Annotated in this window: 13 protein-coding genes; 4 read left to right on the top strand and 9 right to left on the bottom strand. The window is 62.2% G+C overall.

Annotation, left to right across the window (positions count from 1 at the left end; all coding sequences use genetic code 11):
* Window positions 1-133 precede the first annotated feature (133 nt).
* The 4 genes from V1280_RS40040 to V1280_RS40055 form a co-directional block, all read right to left on the bottom strand.
* Complete coding sequence (locus tag V1280_RS40040; RefSeq protein ID WP_334536159.1) at window positions 134-1,339, bottom strand: M20/M25/M40 family metallo-hydrolase; 1,206 nt, start codon at window positions 1,337-1,339, stop codon at window positions 134-136.
* Window positions 1,340-1,373: 34 nt separating this feature from the next.
* Entirely contained in the window at window positions 1,374-2,621 is a 1,248-nt protein-coding gene (locus V1280_RS40045; protein WP_334536160.1) for an MFS transporter, read from the bottom strand.
* Window positions 2,622-2,757: 136 nt separating this feature from the next.
* The gene (locus tag V1280_RS40050; RefSeq protein ID WP_334536162.1) at window positions 2,758-2,940 is read right to left on the bottom strand and encodes a hypothetical protein; all 183 of its coding nucleotides are present in this window, start codon (window positions 2,938-2,940) and stop codon (window positions 2,758-2,760) included.
* 98 nt (window positions 2,941-3,038) lie between these two features.
* On the bottom strand, window positions 3,039-3,356 hold the full coding sequence (locus V1280_RS40055; protein ID WP_334536163.1) for a hypothetical protein: 318 nt from the start codon (window positions 3,354-3,356) through the stop codon (window positions 3,039-3,041).
* A gap of 55 nt (window positions 3,357-3,411) precedes the next feature.
* Here V1280_RS40055 and V1280_RS40060 point away from each other — a divergent pair, with 55 nt between their 5' ends.
* Together V1280_RS40060 and V1280_RS40065 are read left to right on the top strand one after the other, a co-directional pair.
* Window positions 3,412-4,653 carry an efflux RND transporter periplasmic adaptor subunit gene (locus V1280_RS40060; RefSeq protein ID WP_334536164.1) on the top strand — a complete coding sequence of 414 codons (1,242 nt, stop codon included), beginning with the start codon at window positions 3,412-3,414 and terminating at the stop codon, window positions 4,651-4,653.
* A gap of 1 nt (window position 4,654) precedes the next feature.
* Window positions 4,655-7,837 (top strand): efflux RND transporter permease subunit, encoded by a 3,183-nt coding sequence (locus V1280_RS40065; RefSeq protein WP_334536165.1) that lies wholly within the window; start codon window positions 4,655-4,657, stop codon window positions 7,835-7,837.
* Between the two features lie 354 nt (window positions 7,838-8,191).
* Here V1280_RS40065 and V1280_RS40070 read toward each other — a convergent pair whose 3' ends face one another.
* Window positions 8,192-9,364, bottom strand: coding sequence for a L,D-transpeptidase (locus V1280_RS40070; protein WP_334536166.1), 1,173 nt, complete (start codon window positions 9,362-9,364; stop codon window positions 8,192-8,194).
* A gap of 584 nt (window positions 9,365-9,948) precedes the next feature.
* On the opposite strand from V1280_RS40070, the gene V1280_RS40075 reads away from it, so the two are divergent.
* Both V1280_RS40075 and V1280_RS40080 read left to right on the top strand, forming a co-directional pair.
* Window positions 9,949-11,049, top strand: coding sequence for a transglycosylase (locus V1280_RS40075; protein WP_334536167.1), 1,101 nt, complete (start codon window positions 9,949-9,951; stop codon window positions 11,047-11,049).
* Between the two features lie 434 nt (window positions 11,050-11,483).
* Complete coding sequence (locus V1280_RS40080) at window positions 11,484-12,119, top strand: hypothetical protein (RefSeq protein ID WP_334536168.1); 636 nt, start codon at window positions 11,484-11,486, stop codon at window positions 12,117-12,119.
* Window positions 12,120-12,419: 300 nt separating this feature from the next.
* Here V1280_RS40080 and V1280_RS40085 read toward each other — a convergent pair whose 3' ends face one another.
* The 4 genes from V1280_RS40085 to V1280_RS40100 form a co-directional block, all read right to left on the bottom strand.
* Window positions 12,420-12,608: a hypothetical protein gene (locus tag V1280_RS40085; RefSeq protein ID WP_334536169.1), complete on the bottom strand. Its 189-nt coding sequence runs from the start codon at window positions 12,606-12,608 to the stop codon at window positions 12,420-12,422.
* An 84-nt stretch (window positions 12,609-12,692) separates the two neighbouring features.
* Window positions 12,693-13,049: a response regulator gene (locus V1280_RS40090; protein ID WP_334536170.1), complete on the bottom strand. Its 357-nt coding sequence runs from the start codon at window positions 13,047-13,049 to the stop codon at window positions 12,693-12,695.
* Window positions 13,050-13,058: 9 nt separating this feature from the next.
* Complete coding sequence (locus tag V1280_RS40095) at window positions 13,059-13,421, bottom strand: HGGxSTG domain-containing protein (protein ID WP_334536171.1); 363 nt, start codon at window positions 13,419-13,421, stop codon at window positions 13,059-13,061.
* Window positions 13,418-14,014 carry a hypothetical protein gene (locus V1280_RS40100; protein ID WP_334536173.1) on the bottom strand — a complete coding sequence of 199 codons (597 nt, stop codon included), beginning with the start codon at window positions 14,012-14,014 and terminating at the stop codon, window positions 13,418-13,420. Before V1280_RS40100 ends, V1280_RS40095 begins: the two co-directional genes overlap by 4 nt.
* Window positions 14,015-14,177: the final 163 nt, after the last annotated feature.

The raw sequence follows: 14,177 nt of genomic DNA on the forward strand, positions 1-14,177 counted from the left end.
GAGCGGATGCACGAAGTGCATCTGCTCGGCGTAACCCACCACCTTATTCTCCGCGGCGGCAGAAGCGGTGGATTACGCCGCGCGAACTGCGCTTTCGCGCAGCCGCGGGGCTAACCCACCCTACGAGCGCGCCTCAGCGCATCGTCGCAAGTTGCAGCGCCAACGCACAGGCACGATCGTATTCGTCGAGATTGATCCACTCGTCGATCGTGTGCGCTTCGTTTTGCCCGGCACCGAAGGTCACGGTGGGAACGCCGTGGCGGACCATCCAGTTGGCATCGAGACCGCCATTGGCGGCGCGGACGTTCGGCGTGCCGCCGACCGCGGACACTGCCTCGATCGCGCGCTTGATGACGGGCTGGCTGTCCTTCATGCGGAACGGGAAATAGTCGGTCTCGGCCTTGAACTTGACCTTGCCGGACTTGCCCTGCGCATTCGTCACCGTCTTGGCCGCCTTCTCGAACGCAGCCTTGTAGGCTTTGGTGATCTCCTTGAAGAATTTTCCGTCATGGCTGCGGCTTTCGCCGCGCACATGCACGTAATCGGTGACGACATTGGTGGCGTCGCCCGCGGGGCGGCCCTCGCCACCGGTGACGGGGCCGACATTGCTGGTGCCGAGCCGCGCGCTCGCGCCCTTGCCCTTCACCACCTTGCCGAACCAGCCGCCGGCCTTCACGTCGGCCAGCGCCAGCGCCATGATCATGGTCGAGGAGATACCGCGCTCCGGTGCGACGCCGGCATGCGAGGCGCGGCCAAAGATCTCGACGCTCCAGCGGTCGGCGCCGACCGCGCCGATCACGACGTTGGAAGCGGAGCCGCCGTCATAGTTGAAGGCCATCACCGGCGAGCCCAGCTCGTCCAGCTTGACGTGGCGCGCGCCGTAGAGCCCGCTCTCCTCGCGCACACAGAACAGAAGCGTGATCGGCGGATGGTCGAGCTTCTGTTTTTCGAGCTCGGCCGCCAAGGTCACCAGCACGCCGCAGCCGCAGCGATTGTCGCCGCCGAGCGCGGTCTTGGCCTCGTTGACGATTTTGCGGCCGGATTTCTTCGGCTTGGCGCCAGCGCAGAGCGGCACGGTGTCCATGTGGGTCATGAACATGATGCGCGGCTGGTTGTGCAGCGCGCCGCGGCCGGGCAGGTCGACGATCAAATTGCCGGTCTCGGTCGGCACGGGAATGCGGGTGTTGGCATCATCGAGCCGGATCGCCTTGGCCGGCACGCCGCTCTCCTTCAGTGCGGCGGTGAGCTCACGCCCGATCGCCGCCTCCTGTCCGGTGACGCCTTCCACGGCGAGGAAGCGCATGAGACGGTCGGTGGCGGCTTTGGTGTCGACAGGCATGAATTGAATTCCCTTGATGCTCGAACCACCCATCCTACGAATGCGCAGAGGTGTAAGTCAAAAAGATCATCACCCCCACCAGCAGCGCAGCCGCCATGAACAGCAGCACCGCCGGAAGCCCCGCGAATGCGGCGACAGCGCCGGTGATCGACTGCATCAGGGCGGTGCCGAGGAAGAAGGCGAGGTTCACGGCCGCCAGCGCCTTGCCGGCGGTCTGCGCGTCGACCAATTGCCGGCACATGCCGAACAGCAGTGGCTGGGCCGAGGTCGCAAGGCCAATCAGCACGAACAGCACGAGATCGTATTGCGGCGGCATGACCGGCACGCCGAACAGCCATGCAACCGCATAATGCGGCGCACCGAGCGCCATCAGCATAACCAGCAGCGCCGAGACCGTATGCGCGCCGGCGACGAGCTCCCTGCGGCGGCCGATCCTGCGGTCGATCATGCCGATGCACAGCGGGCCCGCGATCATCGCCAGCGTGTAGGCGCCGAGCTGGTTTCCCGCCTCGACCCGCGTCAATCCCTTGACCTCCATCAGCCACGGCCCGCCCCACAATCCGCGCAGCACCAGCGAGGTCGCCAGCGACACCAGCGCCAGCGCGATCAGCCCGCGCAGCGGCCGCGACAGGCCGAGCCTGAGCACTTCGATCATCTGCGACAGCGGCGAGGCATCGTCCTTGTGCTCGGCCGGCTGGTTCGGCACCAGCGCGAACACGGCGAGCGCCACCACGACGCCGCCGGCTGAGGCGATCCAGAACCCCGCGCGCCAGCCATAATGATCGACCACGAAGGCGAGCGGGCTCGACGACAGCAGCATGCCGATATTGCCGATCGACAGGATCGCGCCCGACCACAGGCCGAACCGCGCCGCCGACAATTGCTTGGCCGCGAGCGTCATCGGGCACATCAGCATGCCCGAAGTGGCGATGCCCAGCAGCAACTGCCCGAAGGCAAAGCTCTCAGGCTCCGTCGCAAAGCCCGACGCAATGGCGCCGATGATCGTTCCCGCAAGCAGGCTCAGCGACACCGGCCGCACGCCAAAGCGGTCCATCGCCGCGCCGACCGGGATCTGCGACGCCGCAAAGGCGAAATGATAGACCGAGGTGAGGCTCGCCAGCGCCTGCGGCTGCACGCGGAAATCCGCCGCCATCAGATCCAGGCTCAGCGCCGGGATGGTGCGCAGCAAGGTCGACAGCATGTGCCCGCAGGCCAGCGCCACCAGCGCAAGGATCAGCGCGCGGGTGCCATGTCCCGCTTCATTATTGGCAACCGCACTCATCAGCGTCCCGTCCCGGCACAGGTTTTGGCCGGGTTACACGATTGGGGGGAGGGTGCCAATGGGGAGGGGTTAGCTCCGGGGAGCGATATTCGTGTCTTTCGGGCCCGTTACGCCGCCGATCGATGGCGAACGCCCTTCAGTTCATGCACTCCCATTTGTGCAGGCTTAAATTCGATTGCTCTAACCTGTAAAAATCCTCGGTCGCAATGAAGACGAGAAGCCCGAGCAGAACCATTGCGGCGATGTTCGAACGCATGGTCGCGCCATTGTCGATGGCGCGGCGATCCTGTTCGAACTTCGAGAGGTCGAGCATGCGCAAGATATTCTCCGAGCGCGCATCGTCAGCCGGAGCTCTCTCGTCTCCCGATCGCTTTCGAAACGGTATGACATTTCCCCCGAGGTTCGGCTGACTGGCCCTCATCTTGCGCCTCGAATGACAATTCGCGTTGCCATCAACACGTCGATGATAAGGCCCGACTCGAAATGAGCGTTCGTTAAATTTCCTGATCGCCAGTGCAATTCAGCGTGATGCGGGCTGCGATCCTTGACGACCGTCCATATCGTTCCTGTCTGTTTCTTCGCCTCGCGTTGCTCGTTTTCGATCTGTCGCTGCATCCGGTCAATTGCGTTGTCGCGACGCGCGAACATGACGAATTGTACAGAAAGTCGCACGCGATCGTTATTTTGCGGTCGCGAACCCGTCCGCGATACTTCGACACCAACCAGTGCGTTCACGTGCGAGCAATCGATTCACCTGAACGCAGGCACAGACAGTCAGATGGCCATGGATATGACAAGGCGACCGAAGCTCAGCCTCACGCTGTTTGGAATCTTCGCAACAGGCGCAGTGGCGTACGGCGCATGGTATGAGCTCGTCGGGAGCGTGAAGCCCGTCGCTGCAGCGGCTCAAGGCGCTTCCAATCAGCCCGCGACGAAAATTCCCGTCACCTCGCTCGAGGTGAAGAAGAGCGACTTTCCCGTGCACACTTACGGTCTCGGAGTCGTCTCGCCGTTCAAGACGGTGACGATCAAGAGTCGCGTCGACGGCCAGATCACGAAGGTTTTCTTCAAGCAGGGGCAGATGGTGAAGGAGGGCGATCCGCTTCTGGAGATCGATCAACGCCCCTTTACCGCGGCTCTGGAGCAGGCGGTGGCGAAGAAGGCGCAGGACGAGGCCAATCTGAGGAACGACCAGCTGAACCTGCAGCGTTTTCAGACGCTCGCGAAGCAGCAATTCGAGACTCAACAGAACCTCGATACCCAGCAGGCGCTGGTCGACCAGGTGACTGCGCAGCTGAAGGGTGACCAGGCGGCCATCGACAATGCGCAGACCAATCTCGGTTACACCTCGATCAAGGCGCCGATCAGCGGACGCATGGGTTTCCGCCTGGTCGATCCCGGCAACATCGTGCATGCCGCGGATACCACGGGCATCGTCACCATCGCGCAGCTGCAGCCGATTGCCGTGCAGTTCACCGAACCGGAAGACCAATTGCTGGCCATCGTCAAGGCCTTCCAAGGCGGCGAAGTGCCCGTCGAGGCGCTGACGTCGGACGGAACCAAAACGCTGTCGCAGGGCAGGCTCGCGGTCATGGACAATTCGGTGAACCAGGCCACCGGCACCATCAGCCTGAAGGCGCGTTTCGAGAACAAGGACAACGCGCTGTGGCCCGGTCTGTCCGTCACCACGCGGATGCTGGTCGACACGCTCAAGCAGGTCATCGTCGTGCCGCAGGATGGCGTGCAGCACGGGCCGTCCGGCCTGTTCGCTTATGTCATCGGCGACAATGGCAAGGTCAGCGCCAGGCCGATCAAGGTCAGTCAGGGCGGCGATGCAAGTGCCGTGGTCTCCGAAGGCCTCAACGTCGGAGACAGGATCGTGGTGGCCGGGCAGTCGCGCCTGTTCGATGGCGCGCTGGTCGACGAGAAGCCGCTGGTTGCGTCAGCAGTGCCGGCGGCGGATGCGCGCGCCGCTGCTGCTCAGACCAAGAGCGGCACAACGACTGCCGCCAAAACCGGATCGGCGGACTGACATGGCTGGCGGTATCTCGGCTCCCTTCATCCGCCTCCCCATCGCGACGTCGCTGCTGATGGTCGGCATCCTCTTCGTCGGGATCATCGCCTATCCGCAATTGCCGGTGGCACCGCTGCCCGAGGTCGACTTCCCCACCATCCAGGTCTCCGCCAGCCTTCCCGGCGCGGACCCTGAGACGATGGCGTCCTCGGTGGCGCAACCGCTGGAATCGCAATTCGCTCTGATCCCCGGCGTCTCGGAGATGACGTCGTCGAGCCAGACCAGCTCGACCCAGATCGTTCTGCAATTCGATCTCTCGCGCAACATCGACGGTGCAGGGTCCGACGTGCTCGCAGCCATCAATGCCGCGAGCGGCCAATTGCCCAAGAACATGCCGAGCACGCCGACCTACAGAAAGGTCAATCCGGCGGACTCGCCCATTCTCCTGCTTGGCGCCGCCTCGAAGACGCTGCCGATGACGCAGGTGTCGGACGAAGCCTACACCAAGCTCGCGCAGGCGATCAGTCATATCAGCGGCGTCGGCCAGGTCAGTGTCGGCGGACAGCAGGCGCCGTCGATCCGGGTCCAGATCGATCCGGCCAAGCTGGTCGCCAAGGGCCTGTCGCTGGAGGACGTGCGGACCCCGCTGTCGGTGATAACAGTCAACAATCCCAAGGGCACCCTCAACGGCGACACCCGCACCTACACCGTCTATGCCAATGACCAGTTCACCAACGCCGAGGCGTGGAACGACATCGTCATTGCCTATCGCAACGGCAGTCCTGTCAAGGTCGGCGACATCGGCCACGCCGTCAGTGCGCCGCTGGACAATACCCAGTACGGCTGGGCCGACGGCAAGCCTGGCGTGTTCCTGGTGATCTTCAAGCAGCCCGGCGCCAACGTCATCGACACCGTCGACAACGTCATGAAGCAGCTGCCGCATCTGCAGGCGGGCATTTCGCCGGCGATCGATATCTCGGTGCTGTCGGACCGCACGCAGACGATCCGTGCGGCGGTGAAGGACGTGCAGTTCACGCTGCTGCTGACGATCGGCCTCGTCGTGATGGTGATCTTCGTCTTCCTGCGCAGCGTCTGGGCCACCATCATTCCGTCGATCACGGTGCCGCTCGCGCTGCTCGGCGCCTGCGCGCTGATGTGGATGGCCGGCTACAGCCTCGACAATCTGTCGCTGATGTCGCTGACCATCGCGGTCGGGTTCGTGGTCGACGATGCCATCGTGATGCTGGAGAACATCACCCGCTATATCGAGGAGGGCGAGACGCCGATGGCCGCCGCGTTCAAGGGCGCGGGCGAGATCGGGTTCACGATCCTCTCGATCTCCATTTCGCTGATCGCGGTGCTGATTCCGCTGCTGCTGATGGGCGGCATCATCGGCCGCCTGTTCCGGGAGTTCTCGGTGACGCTCGCGATGACGATCGCCGTGTCGGCTTTCGTGTCGCTGACGCTGACGCCGATGATGGCCTCGCGCTTCCTCAAGTCGCACGACGAGGAGCATCACGGCCGGCTCTATATGCTCAGCGAGCGGATGTTCCAGGCTCTTGTCGACGGCTATGAGCGTGGCCTCGACCTCGTGCTGCGCTTCCGCTTCGCCACCCTGATGGTGTTCTTTGCGACGATGGCGCTGACGGTCTATCTGTTCGTGATCATCCCGAAGGGGTTCTTTCCGCAGCAGGATACCGGGCTGATCACCGGCATCGTCGAGACCTCGCAGGACGTGTCGATCGCCGACATGGCGAAGCACATGCAGGAGATGGGCGCGATCGTGCTGAAGGATCCGGCGATCGACCACATGGCGATGCGAATGGGCGGCAGCGGCAATACGCTCAACGACGGCACCATGTACATCACGTTGAAGCCGCGCGATGAGCGCACGGCGTCGGCCGACCAGGTCATCCGCCGCCTGCAGGCCCAGACATCGAAGGTGCAGGGCGCGCGCCTCTACCTGCAATCGGCGCAGGATGTCCGCGTCGGCGGCCGTGCCGCCCGCACGCAATATCAGTTCACCCTGCAGTCGACCGACATGGACCAGCTCAACACATGGGCGCCAAAGCTGCTCGGCAAGATGAAGGAGATGCCCGAGTTGCGCGACGTCGCGTCCGACCAGCAGACGTCAGGCACCACGCTGACGCTGTCGATCGACCGCAACCAGGCCGCACGCTTCGGGCTGACCCCTGACGTCATCGACGCGACGCTGTATGATGCATTCGGGCAGCGGGAGATCGCGACCTATTCGACCCAGTTGTCGACCTATTATGTCGTGCTCGAGGTGCTGCCCTCGCTGCAGAAAAATCCGTCCACGCTGGAGCAGATCTACCTGCATTCCCCGACGACGGGGGGCGAGGTGCCGTTGTCGGCCTTCAGCAAGTGGACCACGGCGCCGGTCCGGCCGCTGGCGATCAATCACCAGGGCCAGTTTCCGGCGGTGACGATCTCCTTCAACCTGGCGCCCAACGTCGCGCTCGGCCAGGCAACGCAGGCGATCGATGCGGTGGAACGGCAGATGAACGTCCCGGCCGCCATCACCTCCACGTTCCAGGGTACGGCAAAGGCGTTCCAGGAGTCGCTCTCCTCCATACCCTTGCTGATCGTGGCGGCGCTGATCGTGGTCTATCTCATTCTCGGCATGCTCTACGAGAGCTACATTCATCCTCTGACGATCCTGTCGACCTTGCCATCCGCCGGCGTCGGTGCTCTCGCGACACTGCTCCTCTTCCATTTCGATTTCAGCCTGATCGGGCTGATCGGCCTGGTCCTGCTGATCGGCATCGTCAAGAAAAATGGCATCATGCTGGTCGACTTTGCCATCGTGGCCGAGCGGGACCACGGCCTATCGCCGCTGGAGGCCATCCGCCGGGCCTGCCTGCTGCGCTTCCGCCCCATATTGATGACCACGATGGCGGCCGTGCTGGGCGGCGTGCCGCTGATGCTCGGCCACGGCACCGGCTCGGAGCTCCGCCAGCCGCTCGGTTACGCCATGGTCGGCGGCCTGCTGGTCAGCCAGGTCCTGACGCTTTTCACCACGCCGGTGGTTTATCTCTATCTCGACCGCGTCTCGGAGTGGCTCAATCCAAAGCGGCACGCGGGACAGGATCACCAGGACATGGATGCTGCCGACGATGGCGATCTGGACCTCGTCGACGAGGTCGAGCGGAAGAAATCCAGGGTCCTTGCGGCAGAGTAGTGTTCGGCATCGGTGGGCGGGTACCCCATCACGGTAGGGCAATCGCATATGGGAGCGCTTTCCCTGCGGCCATCCTTCGAGACGCCCGCCGTTGGCGGGCCCTCAGGATGAGGACCGAGCGTGCGGCCGTAGTTTTGACGAGCACCGATGCCGCTTAGCCTCATCCTGAGGAGACCGCCACCGGGTCCGCGCAGAGCGCGGCCCGATGACAGGCTCCGCGGTCGCCTCGAAGGACGAGGCGCGCGCTCAGGTCGTGCAAAATGCCGTATGCGATCGCCCTGCCCATCACCCGTCCACTCCCCTGCCCAGCGGGTCGTGCAGCGGCATCGCATGTTGGTGGGGTGCGCCGCCGTATCAATGCGTTACCACGATGAAATCCGTGTCATTTCCCGTCTCATGGCTAAATCCGTCGTCGGAAATAATCAATGAAGAGGCCGGCGTCAGAAGTTTAGAGATCCTCTCAACGGTATCCTGCGGTATTTCGATGCGATTGAGGACAGCGTTGGCTTTATCGGGCGACGGTACCGATAGGGCGGTTTGCTTCACGGGCGCTTCGCGCTCTTTCGTGGCACCCTCGATGCGAGGAAATTCGTCCGGAATCGACACGACGGTCCAGCGAATTGCCGCTCCCTCGCTCTGGAATTCCATTGCGGTAAACACGTGCGTTCCCAGGGGCTCCTCCGGATTTTCGATCTTGACTGCGACATCAAACAACGGCGCGAAGCCCTGACGCACGAAGAGCTTGCTCAACTTACGACTCACGAAGACGGAGATCGGAACCATCTTTCTAGGTGCGCCTTCAGCGGCAGCCGAGTTTTGAACCTGGAGACTAGTGGCTTCTGGAGTCTCGGTCCTGGACACCAGTGATCCATGCGTTGCCGCGGCTGTGCCAACGCTCTTACCCGCGACTGTGGCAGTCTGAAATTCCGGCGAACCGGACACGGCTTTCGGCTCAAAGAGGTGCGGATTGGTTATCTCGACCGGCTGGACATCGTCGCGCGCAATGATCACGCGCGTGCCGCGCTTCGTGAGATGCCAGAGTCGAATGGCAAAGTCATTTTTCAAACGGATGCAGCCGTGTGACGCCGGATGCCCAGGCACGACACCGGCATGCAACGCAATCCCTGACCAGGTGATGCGCTGCATGTAAGGCATGGGGGCAGCGCTATAAATATTTGAACGGTGCCATCGTTCCTTGCTGATCACGCTGAATACGCCGAGGGGTGTAGGATGCCCCTGAGTTCCCGTGGACACCGATGAGCGCGCGATCAGCGCCCCGTTGTCAAAAAGCGAGACCCGTTGGTCAGTGATCGAGATGATGATCTGGAGCGGGCCCTTCGGAGGGGCCTCGGGCACAGCGTTCTTCGCAGATCCAGAGTTTGTCTGCCGGTGATGGTGCTTGTGTTTGAACGGAGCGTAGTGGCCTGGCCAGAACCTGTCCTGCTGCCAAAACAGAAACTGAGCGTGCGCGGTCCCTGTGGAGAGCATGAAAGCGGCGAAAGCTATTATTGCAGTCTGCTTCCTCATCCAGTGCCTCATGCAGTGAAGTTGCATGCGAGGTCCAACCAAAAAGCGTGGCGTTACCGACCATAGCCTCGTCTTCAAATCTGGTCGCAGTGGGTCGAAAATTGGACCAATTCCAATGACGAGGCCAATCTGCTGGAAGAAGACAATCGGCAATAGCCGTCGCGCCGATCGCCGGGCCGATCAATGTACGGTGTGAGGGCCGTTGCGACGGACGCTTTGATCTCGGGCAATGGGTATCCCATAAGTCGTCAACGACAGACCGCTCGTGGGGACGGCATCCGTGACTACGGCCACTCAAGCGCACCTGTTGGTCCGACATTCACCATGGAGTTCGCCCCGAACTGGCCGCATGCGTCGCATGGGTCCGAAACTTCCCTACACGCTTACGTCGGAGAACAATTGCTTGCCAGCGGCGCGTTGCATGCGGGCAACACTTCGTGGAAAAGATGATGAGCTGCGGTTTGCGCCCTTGCGCGGCCATGTCTCGACCCGAAAGTCCACCGGTCGCGTGCTTGGCTGTGCAGCATGGCTCAGGTGGGGCCTTTGGAGGCGACGGGATCATGAACCCGCGGCGATATAGGGCAGTGGCGCCGACGTTTTGCGGAACGGTCGTTCTCGCGGGGTGGATCGCTGGCTGGCTGGCTGGCTTCGGTTCGGCCGGCACCGAGAACACCCGCGCAGTGCCAATCGAGGACCGCGCAGCATCTCTCGCCGCCAACGCCAGGCTCGCGGATGAACCGCAAGCAATCGCACTGGACAACGCCGTTGTCGCTGACACCGTTGTCGCAAACGCCGCTGTCGCTAGCGCCGAAGTGGCGGCGGCCGCCGAACCCGCGGCGGGGACGGCCACCGACACGACGGCGGCCTCGGATAAGCCGGACTCGATCGTCGTGGCCGCGTTGCCCGATCCGTCGCAGACGCTGTCGGCCGATTTACCGCCTGTGCAGGAATCGGTGGACTTGGGCCACCTTGATGTCGCCCAACCGGTGCCGACAACGCGCAATGCCTCCAACCCGGCGCCGGTGACGCAGGATTTTCGGTATCTCATCTATTACGTCTGGTCCGAACTACCCCCTGCCGAGAAACCGGCGGATATCGTCTTAAGGTCACTCAAGGACACCCCGGTCGGAACGCCGGTCGAGGAGATCAAGCGCGCTTCCGACGCTTTTGGTCTGGATTTCAATTTCATGAAAGCGGTTGCGAGGATCGAGTCCGGTTTCGACCCCAAGCAACGCACTGGGTCGTATATCGGGCTGTTCCAACTGAGCAAATACGAGTTCAACAAATTCGGCTCCGGGCAGATTCTTGATTCCCGCGACAATGCCATTGCGGCGGCCTACAAGGTGATTACCGAAGGCATTCTGTTCGAGTGGGTAACGCAGAAGACGCCGACCTTAAGTGATCTTTACTTGATCCATCAACAAGGCTGGGAAGGCGCCGCCGAGCACATCAACCAACCTGATCGCATCGCTTGGAAATCCATGTGTGCCACCGGCGAAGGCAGGGAGAAAGGCGAAAAATGGTGCAAACGCGCGATCTGGCGGAATACCCTTCCGGCCGTCAAAGACGCGTGGAAATCGGTGGACAAGCTGACATCGGGGGCGTTCGTCGCAATGTGGCGCGATCGGGTTGCGCTTTTCTCTTCGAAATACATGGCCACCGCCGCCGAACGGACGAACCAATAAATTTCCGTTGAGTGGTTGGCAGGAGTTGCCGCACCCGCGGGCCGAGCGGGGGCCTCACCGCCGCCGCGGCACGTGGTGCCGCTCATCGGTCAATGGTCGCGCGAACGCACTTTACGTCGTCAACGACGCGCTCGCATCGCTCCTGCTGCGCTAACGAGGTGATCGAGGTCCGATGTCTGCTTGTGGCCCATCGCGTTGGTTGGCACACCGCGGCGACATGTCTGGAGCGAGAGGTAGAGCAGAAGTCGTCTCACTCAGGGGCCGACCGCCGCTTGTGACCCAAGGCGGACAGTCGCTGAGCAATCGATACATGTTGAGTTAAATTCTTAAGTCCTCCTAAGCGGACGCGTGGATATGCTATGTGGCAGGAAGCAAACGTGGCCAGAATGTCTCGGCGGGATTTTCCAGCGACCAGGCCCTCCCTCGTGGAGAGGATGGACCTCTGGTTTTCGAAAGGCCACGTCGTCGATGGCATTTGGGTCGGCAGTTTTCCATCGGACGGAGAGCCAGCCATTCAACGTGTTGAAGACGCGCTTCGGCTGATCGAACGCTGTGCTCCGCTTCACTATCGACGCATCAAGAACAACCTTGCTAGAATTTGGGTGCACCTAGTTCCGCACGGAGCCGGCTGCTATTTGCACTCCTTGAACGCCTGCTTGTTGGATGAGCGTATCGTCACTTCTGAAACCACAACGGTCGAATGGATCGCATCCGCTATTGTCCACGAGGCAACCCATGCAAGGCTTGAGAAGTTAGGTATCCGCTACGACGAAGCGGTCCGCCAACGGATCGAACGGATTTGTGCTCGAAGAGAACTCGATTTTGCTCGACATCTGTCAGGCGTCGACGCCCTGCAAGAAGAGATCACGTGGAGGCTCGACCGGTGCAGTGAAGAAAATGCGTCCTATACCGACCAAAACATGTGGAAGAATACTGTTCAGGGCAACGCGGAGATACTCCGTCATCTGGGAACGCCAGAATGGGTCATAACTCTAGCGTTTCGGGCGAGCAATCTGGTTAGTGGAATTCGCCGCTTCACCCGACGCATAGTCGGTGCTTCTGTTCAATGATTACAAAGCCCGGGATGACCGCTCTTGGCCCATCGCTTCCGTTGAGGCGGCGTAGCCAAATGGTCGGTTCATAGGGGCAGACCGGAAGGTTGCAACTGAGCGCCAAACCGACGCTTGTGGACCCAAAGCAGACGTGTTTGAGAATGCAGAAGTTGCCAATTCCAGGAGAACTCGCGTATGCACTATGTGCAGGATCGTGTGCGAGCAATTCAAATGGCGATAGAGCTGAGGGGCGCGAGAGGCGAGGGATGGATTTGCGACCGTGACCGCTGACGGTCGCGTGCTGGATTCCTGGTTCCTTCAGCTGCGCCTGGTTGAGGAGGCCGGCAAGGCGGCAACGATACGGCTGACGCAGGACGAGATCACCAGCCCGCGGATTTCAAAATGATGCCGGTGCCGTCCCTTTCCGGAACGGGGATCGAGCTTCTGATACTCGATCTCCTGAAAGCCATCATCCTTGAGCTGCTGTTCGAAATCGCGTTCGTTCATGCACCCCGTCGGGTCGCGGCGCCGATAGCCGGCGGCCGGACGGGTCCGAGGATAACGCCTGCGCCCGGCGCCAGCAAACCGCAGCTATCGCGCCGCTTCCGCCAGCAGCGCCGTCGGATAGACCGGCTTTGTCAGGAACTTTGCACCGGGCGGCAGCGGCCGGGGTAAGGGACGGCCTGAAATCACGATGATCCGCACATCGGCGTCTTGCTGCTGAGCGTAGTAAGCCAGATCCACACCATCCATCTTTCCGACCAGATTGATGTCGGTGATGATCAGGGACGGGTGTTTTGCCTTGAGTGCCAGAGCCGCGGTCTCTGCATCCTCGCACTGCAGCACCTCGAAATTGCGCTCTTTGAGCACCAGCGCGAGCATCTCTCGCTGAATATCGTCATCCTCGACGACGATTGCGGTTGGTCGATGCGGTTTCGACTGGCCCATGATTGCACCTCACTTCCTGTCATTTGTTAAGCGCGACGGAGCTGAATCCGTTCCCGGTAGGGTGCGCCGGGTTCCGCTCTCGCTAGGGCTGCAGATCGCTTCCGACCCTGCGGGCAGTTTGCGCAGGAAATCCTCTGCTTCAATCAGCACGGTGCGAACGAGCTTTCGCTCGTCCACGGCCTCGCGCGTGAAGAAGCCGTGCTTGCGGGCATTACCGTTTCCAAATGGCGCGCCTGATCCCCATGCGCCGCCGTGCATGCGGCAGCGCGCCTTGCCGCGCAGTGCTGGTGCGCGGCAGGTTTCACCGCTTCGTGTTTGCGCGCCGCAACGCGGGCTCGCCCGCATCGGATCGGTGTTGCGCGCATGGCTCATGCGGGGACGGTCTCCAGCAGGCCCGGCTGCGCAGCGATCAGGTTCGCGTGTTGCGTGAAATGGCCGACGACGGCTTTGCCGCCGTCCTGCACCGACAAGTTCTGCACGGTGATCGCGCATGCGCCGTTGCTGCGGTGACGGCTCAAGGCCTCCATCTGGGCGGCGTAGGTGCGAGCCAGCCGGGTCAGTGCGCGCGTGAGGCTTTCCTGCTGCGGCACGTCGTCGGTCAAGGCGAGGCGACAGGCGCAGCGCATCGACGCGACGTGAATGCCAACCATCTGCGCCGCCAGCATGGCTTCGAGCGAATCCTTCGGCGCGATGCTCTTGAGCATCGAGACCATGAAGGAGAGATTGCCCTGGTCGGGCTTCCGCGCAACCGCGCTGGCTTTCACCAACTGGCTCAACAGGCCATGCAGCGCATCGCGGTCGACCGCGCCGATCGCCTCGGCCAGCAGCTTTTCGCCGCTGCGCGGATCGGGATGGTCGATCACAATGCGCCTGCGGCGGAGTTTTACTTTTGGGCTTGCGATGATCGGGGCAAGATCGTTCGCCGCGATCGGCATCGTCTCGGCAGGGGTCGGTAATGTCGTCATGGATGTGTCCTTTGCCGGCGCAGGCGCGATGGTTCACTGCGAGCGAAGTCGGTCACGCGCCTGCTGAGCGGCGGTTGAGATTTTCAGATGTCGATGAGGAGTTTTCGCGCAGCCAGGTCGAGCGCGCCCATGAGCGGGCGGGGCGTGGACACGGGCGATTGTC

This window comes from Bradyrhizobium sp. AZCC 2230, from assembly GCF_036924495.1.
Lineage (GTDB): Bacteria > Pseudomonadota > Alphaproteobacteria > Rhizobiales > Xanthobacteraceae > Bradyrhizobium > Bradyrhizobium rifense.